22 protein-coding genes and 1 pseudogene are annotated in these 22,325 nt (G+C 75.1%); 15 read left to right on the top strand and 8 right to left on the bottom strand.

All coding sequences use genetic code 11. The annotated features are described in order from the left end of the window. The first annotated feature begins 3 nt into the window (after positions 1-3). Positions 4-837, top strand: a complete 834-nt coding sequence (locus AB0G11_RS44150) for a TetR/AcrR family transcriptional regulator (protein ID WP_357592881.1) — start codon at positions 4-6, stop codon at positions 835-837. On the opposite strand, the gene AB0G11_RS44155 is transcribed toward AB0G11_RS44150, so the two are convergent. Beyond that, positions 834-1,454: a helix-turn-helix domain-containing protein gene (locus AB0G11_RS44155; RefSeq protein WP_357592883.1), complete on the bottom strand. Its 621-nt coding sequence runs from the start codon at positions 1,452-1,454 to the stop codon at positions 834-836. The genes AB0G11_RS44150 and AB0G11_RS44155 overlap by 4 nt on opposite strands. Positions 1,455-1,523: 69 nt before the next feature. On the opposite strand from AB0G11_RS44155, the gene AB0G11_RS44160 reads away from it, so the two are divergent. Next, positions 1,524-2,480, top strand: a complete 957-nt coding sequence (locus AB0G11_RS44160; RefSeq protein ID WP_219519839.1) for an NAD(P)-dependent alcohol dehydrogenase — start codon at positions 1,524-1,526, stop codon at positions 2,478-2,480. 89 nt (positions 2,481-2,569) lie between these two features. On the opposite strand, the pseudogene AB0G11_RS44165 reads toward AB0G11_RS44160, so the two are convergent. Both AB0G11_RS44165 and AB0G11_RS44170 read right to left on the bottom strand, forming a co-directional pair. Further along, a pseudogene (locus AB0G11_RS44165) lies at positions 2,570-3,784 on the bottom strand (alpha/beta fold hydrolase); the annotation flags it as partial. Between the two features lies 1 nt (position 3,785). Further along, positions 3,786-4,094: a hypothetical protein gene (locus tag AB0G11_RS44170; RefSeq protein WP_357592885.1), complete on the bottom strand. Its 309-nt coding sequence runs from the start codon at positions 4,092-4,094 to the stop codon at positions 3,786-3,788. A 351-nt stretch (positions 4,095-4,445) separates the two neighbouring features. Between AB0G11_RS44170 and AB0G11_RS44175 the strand changes: the two genes are divergently transcribed. The 3 genes from AB0G11_RS44175 to AB0G11_RS44185 are packed head-to-tail and all read left to right on the top strand — an operon-like array spanning position 4,446 to position 8,003. Further along, positions 4,446-5,660: a PP2C family protein-serine/threonine phosphatase gene (locus AB0G11_RS44175; RefSeq protein WP_308126116.1), complete on the top strand. Its 1,215-nt coding sequence runs from the start codon at positions 4,446-4,448 to the stop codon at positions 5,658-5,660. A 52-nt stretch (positions 5,661-5,712) separates the two neighbouring features. Further along, positions 5,713-6,783 carry a MerR family transcriptional regulator gene (locus AB0G11_RS44180; protein WP_308126117.1) on the top strand — a complete coding sequence of 357 codons (1,071 nt, stop codon included), beginning with the start codon at positions 5,713-5,715 and terminating at the stop codon, positions 6,781-6,783. Further along, positions 6,780-8,003 (top strand): MFS transporter, encoded by a 1,224-nt coding sequence (locus tag AB0G11_RS44185; protein ID WP_357592887.1) that lies wholly within the window; start codon positions 6,780-6,782, stop codon positions 8,001-8,003. Before AB0G11_RS44180 ends, AB0G11_RS44185 begins: the two co-directional genes overlap by 4 nt. Here the strand turns inward: AB0G11_RS44185 and AB0G11_RS44190 are convergent, their stop codons facing one another. Then, complete coding sequence (locus AB0G11_RS44190) at positions 8,004-8,825, bottom strand: nitroreductase/quinone reductase family protein (RefSeq protein ID WP_357592889.1); 822 nt, start codon at positions 8,823-8,825, stop codon at positions 8,004-8,006. Between the two features lie 239 nt (positions 8,826-9,064). Between AB0G11_RS44190 and AB0G11_RS44195 the strand changes: the two genes are divergently transcribed. The 3 genes from AB0G11_RS44195 (at position 9,065) to AB0G11_RS44205 (ending at position 12,005) form a co-directional block, all read left to right on the top strand. Beyond that, entirely contained in the window at positions 9,065-9,688 is a 624-nt protein-coding gene (locus tag AB0G11_RS44195; protein WP_357592891.1) for an XRE family transcriptional regulator, read from the top strand. After that, the gene (locus AB0G11_RS44200) at positions 9,681-11,108 is read left to right on the top strand and encodes an aminotransferase class V-fold PLP-dependent enzyme (RefSeq protein ID WP_219514506.1); all 1,428 of its coding nucleotides are present in this window, start codon (positions 9,681-9,683) and stop codon (positions 11,106-11,108) included. Before AB0G11_RS44195 ends, AB0G11_RS44200 begins: the two co-directional genes overlap by 8 nt. A gap of 126 nt (positions 11,109-11,234) precedes the next feature. Then, positions 11,235-12,005: a putative protein N(5)-glutamine methyltransferase gene (locus AB0G11_RS44205; protein WP_219514509.1), complete on the top strand. Its 771-nt coding sequence runs from the start codon at positions 11,235-11,237 to the stop codon at positions 12,003-12,005. A gap of 66 nt (positions 12,006-12,071) precedes the next feature. Here AB0G11_RS44205 and AB0G11_RS44210 read toward each other — a convergent pair whose 3' ends face one another. Then, positions 12,072-13,343: an RNA polymerase sigma factor gene (locus AB0G11_RS44210; RefSeq protein ID WP_357592893.1), complete on the bottom strand. Its 1,272-nt coding sequence runs from the start codon at positions 13,341-13,343 to the stop codon at positions 12,072-12,074. Between the two features lie 69 nt (positions 13,344-13,412). Between AB0G11_RS44210 and AB0G11_RS44215 the strand changes: the two genes are divergently transcribed. The 3 genes from AB0G11_RS44215 to AB0G11_RS44225 are packed head-to-tail and all read left to right on the top strand — an operon-like array spanning position 13,413 to position 14,803. Next, positions 13,413-13,796 (top strand): metalloregulator ArsR/SmtB family transcription factor, encoded by a 384-nt coding sequence (locus AB0G11_RS44215; RefSeq protein ID WP_219514564.1) that lies wholly within the window; start codon positions 13,413-13,415, stop codon positions 13,794-13,796. Then, on the top strand, positions 13,793-14,404 hold the full coding sequence (locus tag AB0G11_RS44220; RefSeq protein WP_357592895.1) for an SRPBCC family protein: 612 nt from the start codon (positions 13,793-13,795) through the stop codon (positions 14,402-14,404). The genes AB0G11_RS44215 and AB0G11_RS44220 overlap by 4 nt, the downstream gene beginning before the upstream one ends. Before the next feature lie 3 nt (positions 14,405-14,407). Continuing rightward, positions 14,408-14,803, top strand: a complete 396-nt coding sequence (locus AB0G11_RS44225; RefSeq protein WP_219514571.1) for a VOC family protein — start codon at positions 14,408-14,410, stop codon at positions 14,801-14,803. A gap of 8 nt (positions 14,804-14,811) precedes the next feature. Here the strand turns inward: AB0G11_RS44225 and AB0G11_RS44230 are convergent, their stop codons facing one another. Continuing rightward, entirely contained in the window at positions 14,812-15,597 is a 786-nt protein-coding gene (locus AB0G11_RS44230) for an SDR family oxidoreductase (protein ID WP_357592897.1), read from the bottom strand. A gap of 89 nt (positions 15,598-15,686) precedes the next feature. Here AB0G11_RS44230 and AB0G11_RS44235 point away from each other — a divergent pair, with 89 nt between their 5' ends. The 4 genes from AB0G11_RS44235 to AB0G11_RS44250 all read left to right on the top strand — a co-directional run bounded on the left by AB0G11_RS44235 (position 15,687) and on the right by AB0G11_RS44250 (position 18,435). Further along, on the top strand, positions 15,687-16,259 hold the full coding sequence (locus AB0G11_RS44235) for a TetR family transcriptional regulator (protein WP_219514573.1): 573 nt from the start codon (positions 15,687-15,689) through the stop codon (positions 16,257-16,259). 79 nt (positions 16,260-16,338) lie between these two features. Next, positions 16,339-16,710: a hydrophobin family protein gene (locus AB0G11_RS44240; protein ID WP_219514576.1), complete on the top strand. Its 372-nt coding sequence runs from the start codon at positions 16,339-16,341 to the stop codon at positions 16,708-16,710. Between the two features lie 58 nt (positions 16,711-16,768). Next, a complete protein-coding gene (locus AB0G11_RS44245) occupies positions 16,769-17,269 on the top strand; it encodes a SigE family RNA polymerase sigma factor (protein WP_357592899.1) in 501 nt (166 codons plus the stop codon). Then, complete coding sequence (locus tag AB0G11_RS44250; protein ID WP_357592901.1) at positions 17,266-18,435, top strand: hypothetical protein; 1,170 nt, start codon at positions 17,266-17,268, stop codon at positions 18,433-18,435. The genes AB0G11_RS44245 and AB0G11_RS44250 overlap by 4 nt, the downstream gene beginning before the upstream one ends. On the opposite strand, the gene AB0G11_RS44255 is transcribed toward AB0G11_RS44250, so the two are convergent. After that, entirely contained in the window at positions 18,428-19,531 is a 1,104-nt protein-coding gene (locus AB0G11_RS44255; RefSeq protein ID WP_219514593.1) for an SWIM zinc finger family protein, read from the bottom strand. The genes AB0G11_RS44250 and AB0G11_RS44255 overlap by 8 nt on opposite strands. Then, a complete protein-coding gene (locus tag AB0G11_RS44260; RefSeq protein ID WP_357592903.1) occupies positions 19,528-22,272 on the bottom strand; it encodes a DEAD/DEAH box helicase in 2,745 nt (914 codons plus the stop codon). The genes AB0G11_RS44255 and AB0G11_RS44260 overlap by 4 nt, the downstream gene beginning before the upstream one ends. Positions 22,273-22,325: the final 53 nt, after the last annotated feature.

Here is a 22,325-nt window from a genome sequence, read left to right on the forward strand (position 1 = left end):
ACCATGAGCGAAGCAGTTGATCCGGACCGCGGGGTGGAGCTCCTGTGGGACGAGGGGCCGGGGGCCGGGCTGAGCCTGGGCCGGATCGTCCGCGCCGCCGTCGAGGTCGCCGACACCGAAGGGCTGGCCGGGCTGTCGATGCGCAAGGTCGCCGAGCGCCTCGGCTTCACCACCATGTCCCTCTACCGGCACGTCCCCGGCCGCGCCCACCTGGTGGACCTGATGCGCGACGCGGTGATGGCCGGGCTGCCGGCGCCCGAGGGGGAGGGCTGGCGGGCCCGGCTGGAGTCGTGCGCCCGGCAGGGCTGGGAGCTGCGCAGCCGCCATCCGTGGCTGGCGGAGATCCGGGGCAGCAGGCACGTGCCCGGGCCCAACGCGGTGGCCTACTACGACGCGATGCTGAGCACGGTCGCCGGCACCGGGCTCACCCCGGCCGAGATGATCGCCGCGGTCGGGCTGGTGGGCCGGTTCGTGGACGCCGAGGCGCTGGTGCTGGCCGAGACCGCGCACGCCGAGCGCAGCAGCGGCGTGAGCGAGGAGGAGTGGTGGGGCTCGCGCGACACGCTCTTCGCCCGGCTGGACCGCTATCCGACGCTCACCCGGCTGTGGGAGGAGGGCGGCTACGACCACCCGGAGGACCCGTTCGAGTTCGGGCTGGCCCGGTTGCTCGACGGCATCGAGCTGCTCATCACCGCCAGACGTGACGAAAGGCGTGACGAAACCCGGTGTCAGGTGTGCGGTGAACCGGTGGAGCAGCCGGAATCGGGGCGGCCGCGCGCGTACTGCTCCCGGGCCTGCCGCCAGCGCGCCTACCGGCAGCGCAAGAGCGGCGCCTAACCCACGTACCGCAGCTCCGCCGGCGGGGGCGGCAGCGGCCCCGCGTGCCCGGCCTCCCACGACTGCAGGAAGTAGGCGACGAGCCGCCGCGACGCCGTCGCGGCCGCGTCCCCTGCCCCGGCGACCACCGCGCCGTTGGCCATGAGCAGCAGCATGAGATCCGCCAGGACGAAATCGGCGCGCAGCCGGCCGGCGGCCTTGGCCCGCCGGATGAGCTCGGCCAGCTCGTCCTCGGCCTCGGCGCGCTTGCGCTCCAGGTCGAACGCGCCCGGGAAGGCCGTCAGGAACGCGGCGGTGAACCCCCGGTCGACGACCTGCATCGCGCACACCTTCTCCACGGCCGTGCGGAAGCCGCGCCACGGGTCGTCGTCGGCCAGCGCCTCGCTCAGCGCCCCCACGCACATCGCGAGCTGGTCGGCGAACACCTCGGTCACCAGCGACTCCCGCGTGGGGAAACGCCGGTAGAGCGTGGCCGTGCCGACCCCCGCCCGGCGGGCGATCGCCGCCATCGGCACGTCGATGCCGCGCGTGGCGAACAGGTGGCGGGCGGCCCGCAGGATCCGGCCGCGGTTGCGCGAGGCGTCGGCGCGCAACATCCGAGACGAACCGTCGGACATGTCTCTCACATTACCCGTAAGTGGGCGGTAGCGTCCGGTTAGCTGGCTAGCCTCCCAGCCATGACGAACATGCGCGCCGCTCTTTTCGACCGTTACGGGCCCCCCGAGGTGCTCTACGAGGGCACGCTGCCCCGCCCCGAGCCCGGCCCCGGCGAGGTGCTGGTGCGGGTGCACGCCGCCAGCGTCAACGGCGGCGAGTCGTACGGCCGGGCCGGGCGGGTCAGGCTGGTGACCGACACGATCGAGCGCGGATTCCCCAAACGTGTCGGGCTCGACTTCGCCGGCGAGGTCGCCGCCCTCGGCCCCGGCGTCTCCGGGCTCGCACCGGGCACCCGCGTGTGGGGCGGGCTGCCGCGCACCTTCGGCAGCGCCGCCGAGTACGTCGCCGTCCGCCCCCGGCAGCTCGCGCTCGCGCCCGCCGGGCTGGACCTGGTCGAGGCCGCCGCCCTGCCCGGCGTGGGCACGACCGCGATCACCGCGCTGCGCGACAAGGCACGCCTGCGGGCGGGGGAGCGGCTGCTGGTCCGGGGCGGGAGCGGCGGGGTCGGCAGCGTCGCCGTCCAGCTCGGCCGGGCGCTCGGCGCGCACGTCACCGCGCTCGCCGGGACCCGCAGCCTGGATCTCGTCCGCGAGCTCGGCGCCGACGAGGCCCTGGACTACGCCACCACCGAGCCCGCCGCGCTCGGCCCCTTCGACGTGATCCTCGACACCGTCGGCACCCGCCTGCCCGACTTCCGGCGGCTGCTCGCGCCGGGCGGGCGGATGGTGGCCATCGCCTTCGACATCGACCGCCCGCTCGCGTCGCTGGCCGCGATCGCCGCCTCGACCGTGTACGGGCCGCGCCGGATGCGGTTCTTCAGCGGCAACCCCAAGCACCGGCTGTTCGCCGATCTCACCCGCTACGTGGAGAGCGGGGCGATCCGCCCGGTCGTGGACACGGTCTTCCCGCTCTCCGGCATCGCGGCCGCCCACCGGGCCCTGGAGACGGGCGGCGTACGCGGCAAGATCGTCATCCGCGTCGTGTGACCTGCCGGGCGGCCCGGCCCCAGGACCCCGGCCCCCTTGCCGCGCGCAGGGTGGTCGCGCAGGAACGCGGTGACCAGCTCGCGGTACTCCTCCGGCCGGTCGAGGGGGATGGCGTGGCCGGCACCCTCGACGGCGCGGAAGACGGCGCCGGGCAGCACGGCCGCGTACTCGCGGGCGACCGCGGGCGCCAGGTAGTCGCACGAGCCGCGCAGCACCAGCACGGGCGCGGTGACCCGGCGCAGCGCGGGCCGGGGGTCGGCGACCTGGCGGGCGTCGCGGCCGGTCATGACGTTGGCCCAGAACCCCACCCCCGGCGGCCTTTCCCGCACCGGCTGCCCCGGGCAGCCCGCCCGCAGGTCGAGGCCGCCGACGAGGGAGCCGAACTCGCCGTCCATCGTCTCGTCCGGCAGCAGCGCGCGGGCGGTGCGCGGCCCGGCGACCTCGACGAGCGCGGCGGCCAGCAGCAGGCGCGGGTGGTGCTCCCACAGCAGCCGGTTCTGGTCGCGTAGCCCGCTCTCCGTCATGTGCCGGTTGCCGGGGTACGCCGGAGCCCAGATCGGTCCCGGCGAGGCCACGATCGCGGCGGCGGCCCGGTCCGGGTGCGCGGCCAGGTAGGCGGCGACGAGCGTGCCGCCCCAGGAGGCTCCGACCAGCACGACGCGCTCGGCGCCGATCGCGGCCCGGACGGCGTCCAGATCGGCGACGTGCCGGGCGACCGTGTAGCCGCGTGCGTCGGGCAGGCGGCTGGACAGGCCCGCGCCCACCTGGTGGTAGGCGTACACGTCGAAGCCCTCGGCGGCGAGCGCGAGCGCCGGGAGCGGCCGGTCGGGGTCCGGCGCGCCGGGCCCGCCGTGCACGAGGATCGCCGGGATGCCCGTGGGCTCGCCCCGGGCCGGGGTGCGGGTGTAGGCGATGCGCGAGCCGGTCGGCAGGTCCCAGTAGCGGGTGCCGGGCGCGGCCGCGATCGGCCGGTCCGGCGGCCCGCCGGACAGCAGGCCCGCGACGGGGACGGCGACGGCCGCCAGTTCCACGACGGCGACCGCGATCGGCGCCCAGCGCCGCACCCGCGGGCCCGCGACCCGGCGCAGCGCGGCCCGGCACAGCCACCAGGTGACGCCCGCCAGCGCCAGTGCGGCCGCTGTCACCGCCACGTACCGGTTGCCGCTCGCCTCGGCGGCGGCCCACAGCGCGCCCAGCCCCGCCACCAGGCCGAGCAGGACCGCCACGACCAGGAGCAGCCCGGCCACCGCCCGCGCCCCCGCGCCCGTCCGCCTGCTGCCGGCTAAGTCCCCGGAATCGTCCATGTCACGTCAACGTCTGATCATGCGGCTTTTCTCCGTCACCGGGCGCCGGCATGGAAGGCTCCGCGTCCCGGGCCCACGCGAGAACCCGCGCCGCCAGGTCGGCGAGGTCGCCGTCGCCGGTGAAGACGGTGGTGGCGAGGGAGCGCCCCTGAGCGGCGTCGGCCATCGCGCCGGCGGTCCACTCCGGGGGCGCGCCGCGTGCCGCCAGCCGGCGCATCCGCACCTCGTCGGGGCAGTCGAGCAACGCCCACCGCACCGGCGGCGCCCACCGCCCGCCCGGGGCGAGCTCGCCGGGTCGGGCACGGGGCACAGCAGGAGCACCGGGTGCCCGGCCCGGCGGACGATGGTGACGATGCGGTCCCACATGCGGTCGTAGGCCGGCCATGCGGGGGCCGCCGCGGGGTCGGCGATGGGGACGCCGATCAGCTTCCCGTCCTCCAGGAGCTCGTCCATGTCGATCACGACCAGCCCGTCCGCCGCGTCGAGCAGGTGGGGGAGCAGCGTGGTCTTGCCCGCTGCCGGGGCGCCGGCGAGCAGGTGCAGGGACGCGAGCACCAGGTGATCGTAGCCGGTGCTGCGACAGGCGTCGGGGCCTCCTGGGAGAGGCCGGTGCAGGATCGCCCGCGCGCGGGTAAGAGCTCGTCGGAGGGGAGGCGGCACGGTGCTGAGCGACGGCGAGCGCATGCTGGGCGGGCTCCTGCGTGCCAGCCACACGGCCACGCTGGAGGACACCGTCCCCCTGATCGCCGGCCACGCGGCCCTGTCCGGTTTCACCCACACCAAGGTGTACGTGTGCGACCTGCGGCAGCTGACGCTGGTGCCGCTGCCGGGCCAGGTGGACGCCCGGGGCGTGCCGCTGACGCCGGTGTCGATCGACACCACGATGCCGGGGCGGTCCTTCCGCGACGTGGAGGTCGTGCGGGCCAAGGCCGAGGACGAACCGGCGGCCGTGCAGCTGTGGGTGCCGCTGATCGACGGCACCGAGCGTATCGGCGTGCTCGGCGCCACGGTCCAGACCGTGGACGAGACCGTCGAGTGGCGGGCCAGGCAGCTCGCCTCGCTGGTCGCGCTCATCCTGGTGAGCAAGCGGGGCTCCAGCGACTCGTGGGCGGCGCTGGTGCGCGGCGAGCCGATGCTGCTGTCGGCCGAGGTGCTGTGGAACCTGCTGCCGCACGGCAGCTTCGCCAACGACCGGGTGGTGTTCAGCGCCGCGCTGGAGCCGGCCTACGAGGTGGGCGGCGACGCCTACGACTACGGCATCGCGGGCGACAACCTGCACGTGTCGATCTTCGACGCGATGGGGCACGACCTGTCGGCGACGCTGACGGCGACGATGGCGATCGGCGCCTGCCGCAACAGCCGGCTCGCCGGCAAGGACCTGCTGGCCACGAGCGAGGGGATCGACGCGGCGATCGGCGAGCAGTTCGGCCGCACCCGGTTCGCCACCGGCATCCTGGCCGACCTGGACATGGACACCGGCGAGCTCACCTGGATCAACCGCGGCCACCATCCGCCGCTGGTGGTGCGGGACGGCCGGCTGGTCGCCAGCCTCGACAGCGAGCTGCCGTCGCCGCCGATGGGGTTCGGGCTGGGCCTGTCGTCGGGGCTGGAGCGCTATCAGCTGCAGCGCGGCGACCGGCTGCTCCTCTACACCGACGGGATCATCGAGGCGCAGAACCCCGCCGGGGAGCAGTTCGGGCTGGAGCGGTTCGTGGACTTCATCGTGCGCCACGAGGCGGGCGGGCTGTCGGCTCCCGAGACGCTGCGCCGCCTGATCAACTCGATCCTGGACCACCAGCGCGGCCGGCTCCAGGACGACGCCACGGTGGTGACGGTCGAGTGGCAGGCCGACCGGCAGGCCACGATGACCATCTGAGCGCCACGGCCCGCTGGACTTTGCCCCTGGGGGAAGGTCCAGCATGTCCGATGTGGAACTACTGACGATCGGCGCGTTCGCGCGTGCCGTGCGCCTGTCGCCGAAGGCGTTGCGGCTGTACGACGAGCTCGGGCTGCTGCGGCCCGCCCTGGTCGACGGGGAGTCGGGATACCGCTTCTACGATCCGGCCCAGGTGGAGCGGGCCCGGCTGATCGCCTGGCTGCGGCGGCTGGGCATGCCGCTGGCCCGCATCCGCGAGGTGTGCGACCTGGAGCCCGGCGCCGCCGCCGAGGCGGTCGCCGATCACTGGGCGCGGGTGGAGGCCGAGACGGCGGCCCGGGGCAGGCTGGCGACGTTCCTCGTCGACCACCTGTCCGGCGGGGGCGCCGCCGCCGACCACACCGTGGGCGTCCGTTACGCGGCCAGGACCGCGTCCGGGCTGGTGCGCACCAGCAACGAGGACGCCGCCTACGCGGGCGCCCGCCTGCTGGCGGTGGCCGACGGGGTGCGCGGGCCGGGCGGCGAGCTGGCCAGCGCGGCGGCGATCGAGGCGCTCAAGCCGCTGGAGACGCTGGCCGTACCGGAAGGGGACCTGCTCGGCGCGCTCGCCGACGCGGTCGCCAGGGCCGGTGAGGCGATCAAGGAGCTCGCCGGCCCGGGTGAGGCGTCCGCGCGCGGGCCGGCGACCACGCTGACGGCGCTGCTGCGGTCGGGGTCACGGCTGGCGCTGGTGCACGTCGGCGACACGCGCGCGTACGTGCTGCGCGGCGGCGAGATGTTCCGGATCACCCACGATCACACGCTGGTGCAGGCGATGGTCGACGAGGGCAGGCTGACGCCGGAGGAGGCGGCCTCGCACCCGAGCCGGTCGATGCTGGCCCGCGCGCTGACGGGGGAGGGCGGGACGGAGCCGGACCTGTCGCTGCACGCGGCCGAGGCCGGGGACCGCTACCTGCTGTGCTCCGACGGGCTGTCGGCCGTGGTCGCGCCCGATTCCCTGCACGCGGCGCTGGCGGGCGCCGACGGCCCGGAGGCGGCCCTGGACGCGCTGCTCGCCCTGGCGTACGCGGCGGGCGCGCCCGACAACATCGCGTGCGTCGTGGCCGACGTGGTGGCGTTGTGAGCCGCTTCACGCTGGACCGCCGGCCGCTGGCCGTCCCGGCGTTCCGGCGGCTGTGGACGGCCTCGGCGGTGTGCGCGGTCGGCGGGTCGTTCAGCGTGGTGGCGGTGCCGGCGCAGCTGTTCGCGATGACGGGCTCGTCGGCGGCGGTGGGCGCGGCGGCCGGGGTGTCGTTCGGCGCGCTGGTGACGGCGTCACTGTGGGCGGGGGCTCGGGCTGATGTGATGGACCGGCGGCGGCTGCTGCTGGCGGCGCACTGCGGACTGGCGCTGACGTACGCGGGGCTGTGGGCGCAGCAGGCCGCCGGGCTGAGGTCGGTCGCGGTGCTGCTGGCGCTGGTGGCCTGCCAGGGCGCCACGTTCGGGACGATCATGGTGACGACGGGCGCGGTGGTGCCCCGGCTGGTGCCCGCCGGGCTGCTGGCCGCCGCGAACAGCCTGAGCTCGCTGGCCCGCTACTCCGGCTCGGTGATCGGGCCGCTGCTGGCGGGCGTGCTGATCCCGGTGACGGGGCTGGGCTCGCTCTACCTGTTCGACGCGCTCGCGCTGCTGGCGGTGGTGTGGGCGGTGTTCCGGCTGCCGCCGATCCCGGCTCCGGAGGGCGGCAGGGGCTCCACGCCCGCCCAGGTGCTGGCCGGGTTCCGCTACCTGGCGGGCAACCGGGTGCTGGTGGCGGTGCTGGCGGTGGACCTGGCCGCGATGGTGTTCGGGATGCCGTCGGCGGTCCTGCCCGAGCTGGCCGGCACGGTGCACGGCGGCCCGGCGGGCGGCGGCGTGGAGCTGGGGCTGCTCTACGCGGCCTACCCGGCGGGGGTGTTCGCGGCGGGGCTGCTGTCGGGGACGTTCACCCGGGCGCGGCGGCAGGGCGCGCTGATGGCGTGGGCCGCCGCCGTGTGGGGGGTGACGGTGGTGCTGCTCGGCCTGGCCGGGCAGCTGTGGCAGGCGCTGGCGGCGCTGCTGCTCGGCGGCGCCGCCAGCTTCCTGCTCAGCACGTTCCGCAACGCCATCACCCAGGCGCACACCGACGACGCCGTGCGCGGCCGGGTCCAGGGCTCGCTCACGGTCGTGCTCGTCGGCGGTCCGCAGATCGGCAACCTGCTGCACGGGACCGCCGCGGCCGCGTACGGGCCGCAGGTGACGATCTGCGCCGGCGGGCTGCTCACGGTGGCGGCGGTGGCCCTGATCGCGCGGGCCGCGCCGGGGCTGCGGCGTTACGCGGGCTGATCAGCCGCCGTTCAGCACGGGGACGAGGTGTTCCTCCTCGTAGTCGAGGTGGGCCTCCAGCTCGGCGGTGAGGCGCTCGACCTCGGCGAGCACGTCGCCGCCGCCGCTCGCGACGACCTTCTGCAGCTCGTCCACGAGCTCCTGGATGACGCGGTGCTCCTCGCGGAGCCGGGCCAGCACGGGGGCGAGGTCGGGGCGGGCGCCGTCGAGGTGCGGGAACATGCGCGTGTCCTCCATCGTGTGATGGAAGTGCAGCCCCTGGCACAGGTTGAGGCAGTTGATGCGCAGTTGCGCGCCCAGGCCGGCGCCCGACTCGGCCACCTCCTCGCGGATCAGCGCGAGCTCGCGGCGGAAGGCGTCGTGGACGACCTTGAGGAAGTCGCCGCCGCGCAGGTCGGGCGGGCCGCCGGCGGTCTGGGTGAGGGCGACGACGGGCAGCGTGCGCCCGGACTTCGTCTCGTAGTCGGCCCAGGCGGGGTCGGCCTCGACGGCGCGGGCGAAGATCTCGTCGCGCTCGGCGCCGTCCAGGACGACCGCGGTGGCCTCGTACGTGAACGCGCCGTCCTCGACGGTGACGCGCGGGTCGGCCAGGATGTTGTGGAACCAGGCGGGGTGGCGGGGCGAGCCGCCGGCCGAGGCGATGACGAAGATCCGGCTGTTGCCCTCGTCGGCGAGGTAGCCGAGCGGGGTGGTGTGGCGGGCGCCGCTCCTGGCCCCGGTGGTGGTGAGCAGGATGAGGCGGGCCCCTTCGAAGGGCGGGCCGACCCTGCCGTTGCTGGCGCGGAACTGGTCGATGATGGACTGGTTGAAGCCGTTGGACATGCTGAAGCTCTCTGTCAGGCGTGCGGGAATGCCGGTGATGAGGGGGCGCGCGGGCGCGGTCGGATCAGGCGCTGCCTGTGAGCTGTGAAGTCACGGTATCGTCCCCCTGCTGTCACGGCCTCCATGCCCCCGCCGTCCACCGGGCGACGACACGCGACCTGCCGGATCATTACACGCGGCCTCACCTCAGCTGTCAACATCACCACTATCGCGGACAAACCACCCCTATAGTGGACAACATGGATGGCGTTCTCTCCACCGGCCTGTCGATGGCCGAGCTCGGCGCCCGCGTCCGCGCCGAGCGCCGAGCCCGCGGGCTGTCCATCGACCGGCTGGCCGAGCTCAGCAGCATCAGCCGCAGCATGGTCTCCGAGGTCGAACGGGGCGCCAAGACCCCCAGCGTGCTCGTCCTGGACCGGCTGGCCACCGCCCTCGGCACGTCGATCGCGCGGCTGCTCGACGAGCCCGTCCGCGAGGTGCCGGCCGTGCTGCGGCACGCCGAGCAGCGCGTGGTGCGCGACCCGTCCGGATGGGAGCGCCGGGTGCTGTCACCGGTGCTGCCGAACGTGGAGTTCGAGTTCATGCGCACCACGATCGGGCCGGGCGTCGACGCGGGGGAGTTCGCCGCGCACGCGCCAGGCTCGCGCGAGTACGTCGCCGTCGAGTCCGGCAGCCTGCGCCTGACCGTCTACGACCGGGCCCACGTGCTGCGCGCCGGCGACTCGGCCTACTACCCGGGCGACCGCCGCCACGCCTTCGCCAACGACGACGACGCCACCGACTGCGTGTACTACCTGGCCATGGAGCTGGGCGGGCCCGCCGTCACGCACCACGACCAGCGAACGGAGACCCACCTTGGATGAGCTGCGCCACGCCGCGGGCCGGGCCGCCGGCCTCGCCGCCGACCACCTCGGCGGCCTCCGCGAGGAGCCCGTCTGGCGGCCCGTCGCCGACGCCGACCGCCTCTGGCTCACCGGCCAGGACCTGCCCGGGACCGGGCGCGGCCTCGACGAACTGCTCGACGACGTCCGCGCCCGGGTGCTGCCCTACCCGATGGGCAACGGGCACCCGCGCTTCTTCGGCTGGGTCAACTCGCCGCCCAACCCGGCCGGCGTGCTCGTCGAGCCGCTGGCCGCCGCGCTCAACCCGAGCTGCGCGGGCGGCGACCACGCCGGCCCGCTGCTGGAGCGCACGGTCGTGCGCTGGCTGGCCGGCCTCGTCGGCTTCCCGCACCGGCCCGGCGGCGGGCTGCTGACCAGCGGCGCCTCCATGGCGACGATCATCTGCCTGGCCACCGCCCGGCAGCGCGCCGCCCTCGCCGACGGCTGGGACGTGCGCGAGGAGGGCCTGTCCGGCCGCCCGCCGATGGTCGTGTACGTGTCCGCCGAAGGGCACAGCTGCCTGCGCAAGGCCGCCGAACTGCTCGGCATCGGCTCCCGGCGCATCCGCACCGTCCCGGTCGACGCCGCCTACCGGATGGACGTGGCCGCGCTGCGCTCGATGGTCGCCGAGGACGTGGCGGCCGGGCTGCGGCCGTTCTGCGTGGCGGCGAGCGCGGGCACCGTCAACAGCGGCGCCGTCGACCCGCTCGCCGACATCGCGGCCGTCGCCGCCGAGCACGGGCTCTGGTTCCACGTCGACGGCGCCTACGGGGCGCTCGGCGTGCTGGCCGACCCGTCCGCCTTCGCCGGTCTCGAGCTGGCCGACTCGCTCGCCCTCGACCCGCACAAGTGGCTCGGCGTCCCCGTCGGCTGCGGCTGCGCGCTGCTGCGCGACCCCGCCGAGGCGCGTGCCGCCTTCAGCCTCGTCCCGTCGTACCTGGTGGACGAGAACGCCGACGAGCTGGGCTGGTTCGCCGAGTACGGGCCCGAGCAGACGCGGCCGTTCCGCGCGCTGAAGACGTGGGCGACGATGTCGCACCTTGGCCGCGACGGCATCGAGCGCCTGGTCGGCCACACCACCCGGCTGGCCCGCACGCTCGGCGCGATGGTCGAGGACGCCGCCGACTTCGAGCTGATGGCGCCCGTCGTCACCTCCATCGCCGCCTTCCGCTACCGCCCGGGCTCAGGCGATCCCGACCTGGTGAACCGCGCCCTCCCGGCGGCCGTGCAGCGGCGCGGGGTCACGTTCCTCACCGGCACCCGGCTGGGCGGCGCCGACGCGCTGCGCGCCTGCGTCCTGAGCCCCGCCACCACCGAGGACGACCTGGCGGTGCTGCTGCACGAGATCCGCACCGCCGCCAAAGAGCTGACCGGTTTGCCGGGCTCCGCGGGGCTCCGATAGTGTCGCAGCCGAAATTCGAGGAGGTGAGACCCATTCCCGCTTGTTCCGTCCGGGTGCTCTCACCTCACGCGGCCCGCCGTTCCTGAGGCGACCGGGAGAGCGCCCCGTTCATCCCGAAAGGCGCTCATGTCACTCTCTCCGCCCGCCGTCGTCGCCCGCCTCCGTGCCGCAGGCTGCGTCTTCGCCGAAGACGAGGCCCGCCTGCTCGCCGGCGCGGCCCGCACCCCCGCCGCGCTCGACGCCCTCGTCGAGCGCCGCGCCGCCGGCGAGCCCCTCGAACACGTCCTCGGCTGGGCCGAGTTCCGCGGCCTGCGCGTCGCCGTCGACGCCGGCGTCTTCGTGCCGCGCCCGCGCACCGAGTTCCTCGTCGAGCAGGCGATCGCCCTCGCCGCACCCGGCACGGTGGCCGTCGACCTGTGCTGCGGCACCGGCGCGCTCGGCGCCGCCCTGGTCGCCGCCGTCCCGGGCACCGAGCTGCACGCCGCCGACCTCGACCCGGCCGCCGTCGCCTGCGCCCGCCGCAACCTGCCCGCCGACCGCGTCCACGAGGGCGACCTGTACGAGCCGCTGCCCCCGGACCTGCGCGGGCGGATCGGGCTGCTGCTGGCCAACGTGCCGTACGTGCCGACCGGGGAGATCGGGCTGCTGCCCGCCGAGGCGCGGCTGCACGAGGCGCGGCTCGCGCTCGACGGCGGCGCCGACGGGCTGGACGTGCTGCGCCGGGTGGCCGCCGGGGCGCCCGGCTGGCTCGCCCCGGGCGGGCATCTGCTGTTCGAGACCAGCGACCGCCAGGTCCCGCCCGCCCTGGAGGCCGTCGCCCGCCACGGCCTGGCGCCGCGCGTCGCCCGCTCCGACGCATGGGCCGCCACCGTGATCATCGCCACCCGCCCCCGCTGACCCCCCACGACACCGGCCCTTCCACCGGCCACCGACCACCCGGCGGCGTCGCCCTGGTGGGCGGTGTCAGGCCGTTCGGGTGGTGTCCTGCTGGGCGCGGACTTCGTTCAGGCGGCGGGTCAGGTAGCGGCGTTCGGGGGTGGTCGGCGCGGAGCTGAGGGCTTCGCGGTAGGCGTCGGCTGCCTCGCCGGGGCGGCCGAGGCGGCGGAGGAGGTCGGCGCGGGTGGCGGGCAGCAGGTGGTAGCCCGCGAGCGCGCCGGACTCGCGCAGCCGGTCGGCGAGCGCGAGCCCGGCCGCGGGCCCTTCGGCCATGCCGATGGCGACCGCCCGGTTCAGCTCGACCACCGGGGAGGGCACGAGCCGGGCGAGCCGGTCGTACAGGGCGGCGATCTGGGGCCAGTCGGTGTCGGCGGCCGTGGGGGCGGTGCCGTGGCAGGCGGCGATGGCGGCCTGGATCTGGTAGGGCCCGGCCCGCCCCTGGCGCAGGGCGTCCTCCAGCAGCCGGACGCCTTCGCCGATGCGGTCGGCGTCCCAGCGGGAGCGGTCCTGTTCCTCCAGGGGCACCAGCGCGCCGTCGGGCCCGGTGCGGGTGGCGGCGCGGGCGTCGTGCAGCAGCATGAGCGCGAGCAGCCCCTTGGCCTCGGGCTTGCCGGGCAGCAGTCCGGTGAGCAGCCGGGCCAGGCGGACGGCCTCGCCGCTGAGCCCGCGCCGGACGAGGTCGTCGCCGCCGCTGGCGGAGTAGCCCTCGTTGAACAGCAGGTAGAGCACGCCCAGGACGGAACGCGTCCGTTCGGGGAGCAGGTGGGCGGGCGGCACCCGGTAGGGGATGCCGGCCTGGCGGATCCTGCGCTTGGCGCGTACCAGCCGCTGCGACATGGCCTCCTCCGACACCAGGAAGGCCCGCGCGATCTCCGCCGTGGTGAGCCCGGCGAGGGTGCGCAGGGTGAGCGCCACCCGCTGTTCGAACGGCAGCGCCGGGTGGCAGCAGGTGAACATCAGCCGCAGCCGGTCGTCGGGCACGCCGCTGTCGTCGGCGTCGCCGCCGTCGCCGTCCGGCTCGGACTGCGGGGCGAGCAGGGCGGCCTGGCGGAGTTTGGCCGCCCCGACTGCCTCGCGGCGCAGCCGGTCGGTGGCGCGGTTGCGGGCGGCGGTGGTCAGCCACGCGCCAGGCCTGCGCGGGACGCCGTCGCGGGGCCAGTGGCGCAGCGCCTGCGCGAAGGCGTCCTGGGCGCATTCCTCGGCCAGGTCCCAGTCGCCGGTCATGCGGATGACGGTGGCGACGACGCGCCCCCATTCCTCCTGGAACGCCCGGGTGACGGCCTCCTCGACGTCCTGCACGCTCCGACCCTAGCCCGCCACATTATACCGGGTTTGACTTATATAAGCTGCGACTGAAATAGTGAGGTCGTGCATGCATTCGACGTACTCGGTGACCCGGTCCGGCGCCGGATCCTGGAGCTGCTCGCCGACGGTGAGCGCAGCTCCGGCGAGGTCACCGCCGTCATCCAGCGCGAGCACGGCATCTCCCAGCCGGCCGTCTCGCAGCATCTCAAGGTGCTGCGCGACAACGGCTTCGCCACCGTGCGCGCCGAGGGCACCCGGCGGCTCTACGCCGTCGACCCGGAGCCGCTGCGCGAGGTCGACCGGTGGCTGGAGCGCTTCCGCGGTTTCTGGAGCCAGCGCCTCGACGCCCTGGCGACGGAGCTGGCCCGCGGCAAGCGCGCCCGCCGCGCCGCCGGCCCGCCCGAGCCGACCACGCCCGGGCCCACCACGAAGGAAGAGTCCGCATGAACATCATCGACGAGGTCACCCGCGCCCACCGCGCGGTGACCGAGAAGGGCGAGACCAAGTCCGTCGTCCTGTCCCGTCACTACGACGCCGCGGCCGAGGACGTGTGGGACGCCCTCACGACGGCCGAGCGGATCAGCCGCTGGCTGCTGCCGATCAGCGGCGACCTGCGCCTGGGCGGCACGTACCAGCTTGAGGGCAACGCCGGCGGGGAGATCCTGGCCTGCGAGCCGCCCGAGCTGCTGAGGGTGACGTGGGTCTTCGGCGACGCGCCCGCCTCGGAGGTCGAGGTGACGCTGGCGCCCGACGGCGACGGCACCCGTTTCGAGCTGACGCACACCGCCGTCGTGGCGGCGGAGTTCTGGTCGCGGTACGGCCCCGGCGCGGTGGGGGTGGGCTGGGACCTGTCCGTGCTCGGTCTCGCCATGCATCTGGCGGGCCTGCCGATCCCCGACCACGAGCACTTCCACGAGACCGAACAGGGGCGCGCCGCCATCGTCGCCAGCAGCCGGGCCTGGGGCGAGGCGTACCTCGCCTCGGGCGCGGACGCCGGGCTCGTCGCGGCGGCCACCGAGGCGACGACCGCCTTCTACGCACCGGAACCGGAGTAGTCGATGTCCCAGAAAATCACCACCTTTCTCATGTTCGAGGGCAAGGCCGAGGAGGCCATGACCTTCTACGTGTCGCTGTTCGACGACGCGGAGATCGTCTCCGTCACCCGCTACGGCCCGGACGGGCCGGGCGCGGAGGGCAGCGTGCTGCACGCCACGTTCCGGCTGGCGGGGCAGGAGTACATGGCCATCGACAGCGCGGTGCGCCACGACTTCACGTTCACGCCGTCGATGTCGCTGTACGTGCAGTGCGAGTCGGCGGACGAGATCGAGCGGCTGTACGCGGCTCTGTCGGAGGGCGGCGCGGCGCTGATGCCGCTGGGCGACCACGGCTTCAGCAAGCGCTTCGGCTGGGTCAACGACAGGTTCGGCGTGTCCTGGCAGCTCAACCTGGCCTGAGGGGCGGGTCAGACGAGGCTCTGGCCGCCGTCGACGGGGATGACGGCGCCGGAGACGTAGTTGTCCGACATCAGGAAGATCGGGGCGGCGGCCGCCTCGGCGGGGGTGCCCAGGCGGCCGGGCAGGAAGGCGCGGCCCGCCTCGGCGACGGCCTCGTCGGTGGCCGCGCCCAGCGCGCCGCGGGCCAGCGGCGTGTCGAACACGCCGTAGCGGACGGCGTTCACGCGCACCCGGCGCGGGGCCAGCTCGACGGCCAGCGCCTTGGTGAGGGCCTCGACAGCGCCGATCGCGGCGACGGCGGCGGCCATGCCGGGCAGCGGGCGGGTCGCGTAGAGGCCGGAGGTGAACGTGATGGAGCCGCCGGCGGGCAGGCGGGGGGCGGCGGCGCGGGCGACGGCGTAGGCGCCCCAGAGCCGGCTGTCGACGGCGTCCTGCACGTCGGCGCGCGGGGTGGCGTCGAGCGGGCCGACCTGGAAGCCGCCTGCCGTCACCAGCACGTGGTCGATGGGGCCGGCCTGCTCGAAGACGCGGTCCAGCTCCCGCTCGTCGCCGGCGTCGGCGGCGATCCCGAGCACGGGGTCGTCATGCGTGGCGCCGGGCACGGCCAGGCAGTGGGCGACGGCGGCGTTCAGGCGGGCCTTGTCGCGGGCCACGAGGACGACGCGGGCGCCGAGTGAACGCAGCAGCTCGCCGGCGGCAAGGCCGATGCCGGAGCTGCCGCCGATGACGAGCACGGTGCGGCCGGCGAGCGCGGCGGGCAGCGGGGTGCTGACGGGCATGGGGGCGACGGACATGGTGGTCTCCTTCAGTAATAAACCATCTGGTTGGTTTAGATCGTGGCGTGATTCGGCCTGCATGTCAACCGGATGGTTTAATTCCTTCCATGACGTACGACGCCGAGGCGACCAGGCAGCGGATCTTCGCCGCGGCCAGCGCGGAGTTCGCCGAGCACGGCCTGGCCGGGGCCAGGATCGAGCGCATCGCGACCGCCGCGCGCGCCAACAAGCAGGCGATCTACCTCTACTTCGGCAACAAGGAGAAGCTGTTCGGCGCCGTGGTGGCCGCGCAGTTGCAGGAGATCTGCCACACGCTCGACCTCGACCCGCGCAAGCTGCCCGAGATCGCCGGCCAGCTGTTCGACCGCTACCAGGAGAACCCGGACCTGGTCAGGCTGCTGCTGTGGGAGGCGCTGGAGTCGGGCGACGGCCCGGTGCCGGGCGAGGGGGAGCGCGTCGAGGGCTACCGGGCCAACGTCCGTGCCCTGATGGAGGCCGGCATGCCCGACGAGCGGCGGGCGCGCGACTGGCTGTTCACCCTCATCGGCCTGGTCGCGTGGAACTTCTCGGTGCCGCAACTGCGCCGCCTGATCCTCGACGAGCCCGACCCCGCCGAGGCGCTGGCCCGCCGCCGGGCCGCCGTCATCGAGCTGGCCACCGCGATAGCCGACCGGCTTTGACCAGTTCTGTTGATGCGTAACACATTGTTGGGGGTACGTGGCTGATCGTAATGATCGTCCCTTACGTACGGAGCTCTTGATGCGCATCCGCAGGACCCTGGCCGCCGCCGCGGCCACCACCGCAGCCGCGGCGGGCCTCGTCCTGGCCGCCCCGGCGGCCCACGCCGACCCCGCGCCGCAGTGCTGCGTGATCACGACCACGGCCACCGCGCCCAGCACGGCCCTGCTCCTCAGCCTGCTCGGCCTGCCCGCGGCGGCCCTGCCCAAGGGACAGATCGGCCTGACCTGCAACCCGATCCGCGTCATCGCCGCCACGATCGCCGCCACCTGCGCGACCGTCGCGGTGATGTGCGAGAACAACTCCTTCAGCGGCGTGATCGCGCTCGGCTGCCGCGCCCTGACCCCCGAGGAGATCGCCCAGCTCCCCAACCCGCCCAGACCGGCGCCCTGACGGTGCAACACCTGGCGCCCTCCGGCCGTCTCAGTCGGGATGACCATGACAGGAGGGCGTGGACGTGCAGGACGAGGAGCTGTTCGAGCGGTTCGTCGCCGACCGGGTGGACGTGCTGCTCCGCTACGGCTACGTGCTGACCGGCAATCCGCACGACGCGGCCGATCTGGTGCAGGAGGCCCTGGTGCGGTTACGCGGAGCGTGGGAGCGGGTGCGGCGCAAGCACGACCCGGAGGCGTACGTCAAGACGACGATGAGCCGGCTGCACGTCAACGCCTGGCGGCTGCGGCGGCGCGAGCACGTCACGGCCGAGCCGCCCGACCGGACCTGGCGGGACCGGCCGTACGAGGGGTCGCCGCTGTGGGACACGCTGGCGCGGCTGCCGCGCCGCCAGCGGGCGGTGCTGGTGCTGCGCTACTACGAGCAGCTGAGCGACGCCGAGATCGCCGTCGTCCTGGGCATCTCGCGCGGCACGGTGCGCAGCCAGGCGTCGCGGGCCCTGGACAAGCTGCGCGGTGACGTCCCCGCGATCGTCGAGAGCCTGGGGAGCGTGACGTGAGCGCCGAGCTGGAACGGCGGCTGCGCGAGGAGTTCGCGCGGGCGGCCGGGCACGCGCCGCGGCCGGCGGCCGACCTGCGGACGCGGATCGAGACGGGGCACCGGCGGCGACGGCGCAGGGGGTCCGTGCTGTCGGCGGCGGCCACGGTCGCGGTGCTGTCGGCGGTCGCCGCGGTGATGGTCCCGCCGGGCGAGCGCGTCGTGGCGGCGCGGCCCTCGCCGACGTTCGCGCCTGCCACCCCGGCCTCGCCGCGGGCCCACCCGGTGCCGCCGCCCGTCGAGAAGGTGTGGCCGGGCGTGGTCCGCACCGTTCCCGAGAAGCTGCCGAACGGGCAGCCCATGCGGCCGGAACGGTACCTGGACGACCGGTCGCTGCTGGTGCGGACGGAGGACGGCGACAGGATCCACGCGCTGTGGGCCTACGACGTCAGGAAGCGGACCGCCCGCCGGCTGGTGGACGTGCGCTCGCCGCGCGGCACCGTGGTCACCTCGCCGTTCGTCGCGGTCGGTGAGGGGCTGCTGGCCTGGTGGACGCTGCGCCGCCACGCGGGCGTGCGCGTGGTGGAGATCTGGACGGCCCCGGTCACCGGCGGCACGCAGCGCCAGGTCGCCACGCTGAAGAACGCCCCGCAGGGCATCGACCTGGAGATCGCGGGCGGCCGGCTGGTGTGGTCGCCGTGGGGCCGCGAGGGCGTCTACCGGATGCCGCTGACCGGCGGCAGAGCCGAGCAGGTGGCCGGCTCGGCCGGGCACACCCTGCTGGCGTGGCCGTGGGCCGCCCGCCCCAGGCCCGGCAACCGGCCGACCAAGGAGGCCGCGTTCGGCGGCCTGGTCGATCTGCGCACGGGGGAGCGCAGCCGGGCGTCCGTCGCCGGAGGGGTGTGCGCGGTCACGTGGTGCGTGCACGGCCGCACCGCCTCCCGCCGCGACGGCGGCGGCAGGCGTGAGCTGCCGGGCCCGACCATGATGTCGGTGCCCGCGCTCGACCGCTTCGTGGTGGTCTCCCACGAGCGGACGAGCGAGGTGCTGTACGACCTGGCCACCGGGAAGTCGGGAACGCTGGGTCCGACCGTGTACAGTCCGGTCCTCGACTACCGGACGCCCGGTCTGCTCGTCTACGCGCGGGACGGCGAGCAGGTCGTGGTGGATCTGAAGGCGATCAGGTGAGCAGGGCCGACGGGTCGCGTTCCGGCGGCCCGTCAGGCCACCAGGCGCCGTCGCGGCGGGCGAACGGGTACCAGCGGCCGTCGCGGCCGTAGCGCAGTTGCCGGTCGCCGACGGTCCACTGGTTGCGCCAGGCCTCGACCATCGGCGGCTCGCCCTCCCAGCCGGCCTCCAGCAGCGCGCGGGCGCGGGCCAGGTCCTGCTTGGGCGGCGTCCACGGGCTCTCGAGCGCGTCCAGGCCACCGGCGCCGCCGTGCCGCCAGGCGGCCACCGCCGCGTCGAGGCCCAGGTCGAGCCCGAACTCGGCGGACAGGCGTACCCGGTCCTGGTATTCGGTGAGCGGCGTGGACGCGCCGGTGAGGAGCAGTTCGCGGGCCCGGGAGGCGGCGGAGGCGGCGAGCACCTCCAGCGCGGCCACGTCGACGCCGGGGGCAGGCTCCAGGCCGAGCGGCGTGAACGTGACGTCCAGCGGCGGCGGGTCGGGCAGCGGCGGGACGCCGAGCGCGTAGGCGTCGGCGACGGGGACGCCCTGCGGGGCGGTGGCGGGCACGTCGCGGCGCTGGAGCCCGTCGATGAGCTCGCGCTCGCCGCGCCCCCGCAGGAGCAGCAGCACGAACGGGTCGTCGTCGAGCAGCCAGGACGCCTGGTAGCACAGGGCGGCGGCGTGCTTGCACGGGTGGCCCCAGTCGGGGCAGGAGCATTCGGGCTCCAGGTCGCCGACGGTGGGCAGCAGCGGCACGGCGGCGTCCTCGGCGGCCTCGACCAGGTCGTGCGGCATGTCGCGGTCGAGCAGGGCGGCGATGTGCCCGGCCTTGGCGGCGACCTGGTCGAGGAAGCGTTCCCAGGCGGCGTCGGTGAGCTGTTCGACGCGGACGACGGTGTCGTACTCGTGCTCGGTGACGGCGGCGAGCCGGCCGGGGCTGACGGTGATGGGGCCGACCTGGCCGGTCTTGGCGTAGGCGCGGCCGTTCTTCAGCAGCGTGTGGTCGAGGGAGGTGTCCTCCAGCGCCTTGATCCAGGCGCGGCCCCACCAGGAGGTGGCGAAGCGGGCGCCGGTCCGCTGCGGGGGGAAGGCGGCGAAGCCGCGGGCGTCGGTCATCTCAGCTCCACGAGGGCGGCGAGTTCGGCGTCGGTCAGCTCGGTGAAGGCGGCCTCGCCGGAGGCGAGCACGGCGTCGGCCAGGGAGCGCTTGGCGACGAGCATCTGGGCGATGCGGTCCTCGATGGTGCCTTCGGCGATGAGCCGGTGCACCTGGACGGGCCGGGTCTGGCCGATGCGGTAGGCGCGGTCGGTGGCCTGGTCCTCGACGGCGGGGTTCCACCAGCGGTCGTAGTGGATGACGTGGTCGGCGCGGGTGAGGTTGAGCCCGGTGCCGGCGGCCTTGAGCGACAGCAGGAACACCGGGGCGGCGCCGTCCTGGAAGCGCCGGACCATCTCCTCGCGGCGGGCGACGGGGGTGCCGCCGTGCAGGAGCTGGGTGCCGACGCCGCGCGCGGACAGGTGCTTGTCGAGCAGGCGGGCCATCTGGACGTACTGGGTGAACACCAGGACGGCGCCGTCCTCGGCGACGATGGTGTCGACGAGCTCGTCGAGCAGCTCCAGCTTGCCGGAGCGGCCGGGCAGGCGCGGGTCGGCCTCGTGCAGATACTGGGCGGGGTGGTTGCAGATCTGCTTGAGCCCGGTGAGCAGCTTGACGATGAGGCCGCGCCTGGCCATGCCCTGGGCGCTCTCGATCTGCGTCATGATCTCGCGCACGACGGCCTCGTACAGGCCGGCCTGTTCGGTGGTGAGCGGGACGGGGCGGTCGGTCTCGGTCTTGGGCGGCAGCTCGGGCGCGATGCCGGGGTCGGACTTGCGGCGGCGCAGCAGGAACGGGCCGACGAGGCGGGCCAGCCGTTCGGCGGTGGCCTTGTCGCCGGACTCGACCGGCTTGGCCCACCGGGACCGGAAGCGGGTGAGGGGGCCGAGCAGGCCGGGCGTGGTCCAGTCGAGGATGGCCCACAGCTCCGACAGGTTGTTCTCCACCGGGGTGCCGGTGAGGGCGACGCGGGCGGCGGCGGGGATCTCGCGCAGCGCCTTGGCGGTGCCGGAGGCGGGGTTCTTGACATGCTGGGCCTCGTCGGCGACGAGCAGCCCCCAGGGGTGCTCGCCGAGCCGGGCGGCGTCCAGCCGCATGGTGCCGTACGTGGTCAGGACGAAGCCGTCGTCGGCCAGGGTGCGCTGGGCGCCGTGGTAGCGGCGTACCGGGACGCCGGGGGCGAACCTGGAGATCTCCCGCTCCCAGTTGCCCATCAGCGAGGCCGGGCAGACGACGAGTGTGGGTCCGGTGCCCTGGCGGGTGAGGTGCAGGGCGATGAGCGTGATGGTCTTGCCCAGGCCCATGTCGTCGGCCAGGCAGCCGCCGAGGCCGAGCGAGGTCATCCTGGCCAGCCAGCGCAGCCCCTGGAGCTGGTAGTCGCGCAGCGTGGCGGCCAGGCCGGGCGGCGGACCGACGTCGGCGGGCTCGGCGAGGCGGTCGCGCAGCTCGCTCAGCCAGGCGCTCGGCTCGACGGGCACGTGCTCGCCGTCGACCTCGACGGTGCCGGTCAGCGCGGCGCCGAGGGCGTCGAGCGCGGTCATCGGCTTGAGGTGGCTGCGGACCTTGCGGGCCACGCCGGGGTCGATGAGGACCCACTGGTCGCGCAGCCGGACGACGGGCCGGTGCGTCTCGGCCAGGTGGTCCATCTCGGCGGCGGTCAGCCGTTCGCCGCCGAGGGCGAGCTGCCAGTCGAAGCTGGTCAGGTGGTGTCCGCCGAGGAAGGAGGGCAGGTCGGAGGGGGCGGTGTCGCGCAGGCCGACGGCGGCGCGCGCGGTCAGGCCGCTGACCAGGGACTTGGGCCAGTGGACCTCGACCCCGGCGGCGTCCAGGCGGCTGGCGGCGCCGGCGAGCAGCTCTTCGAGGTCGGCGTCGCTCAGCGGGAGCTCGTCGGGGACGGCGCTTTCCAGCAGCCGTTCGAGGCGGGGCCAGGCGCGGGCGGCGCGGCGGATGGCCAGGGTGGCCTCGATCCTGGCGCGCCCGCCGAGGCCGGGGTCGCGGCCTTCCCACAGGTCGGCGGCGTCGACCACGAGTGAGGGGTCGGCGAGGCTGTGGAGCTGCATGACGGCGCGGAACTCGCCGCGTGCGGGGTCGTCGGCCTCCAGGCGCAGCGACAGCCGCACGCCGGAGTCGAGCCCGGCCGACACCTCCTCGGCCCAGGGGCGCAGCCGGGGCACCTTGACGGGGCGGGCGGCGGCGTAGGCGGTGGTGCCGGTGGCCCGGACGGCTCCGGGGGAACGCGGCATGGCGTCGGCGACCGCGTCCAGGAACGCCCGTACGTGGCTTTCGGCGTCGGGCAGGCGCGGCTCGGCGCCCGCCCCCGTCCCTGTCTCTGCCCCCGTGTCTCCTTCGCCGGTCGCGGGAAGGGGGACGGCGCGGGCTTCGGCGGGCATGGCGTCGGCGAGCTCGCGGATGCGGCGGGCGTCGGCGGCGTCGAACGGGCCCGCGCGCCAGGAGTCGTGGTCCTGGCCGGTGACGCCGGGCAGGACGCGGCCGCGGGCGACGAGCTGCAGCGCCACCAGGGCGGCGGCTCCCCAGAACCGGGCGGCGGGGTGGGCGGATTCGTCGGCGCGGGCCCTGGCCAGCGCGGCGACGGCGTCGGCCACGAGGACGCGGGTGGCCGCGACCTCGTGGGTCCCGTCCGGGCGGGCGACGGTTAGGGTGGTGTCGCCGCCGGGGTCGAGGAAGGCCATCCGCCCGCTCCTGGGGGGATCGCCGGGCTCGAAGACGACCGCGTGCCGTACCGAATCCTGTGGAAGACTCACGACCGTACAGTGTACGGTACGTATGGGTGTGGTTTTCCGCACCCAACCTCGGC

The sequence above is a fragment of the Nonomuraea sp. NPDC023979 genome (assembly GCF_040639085.1).
Taxonomy (GTDB): Bacteria; Actinomycetota; Actinomycetes; order Streptosporangiales; family Streptosporangiaceae; genus Nonomuraea; species Nonomuraea ceibae.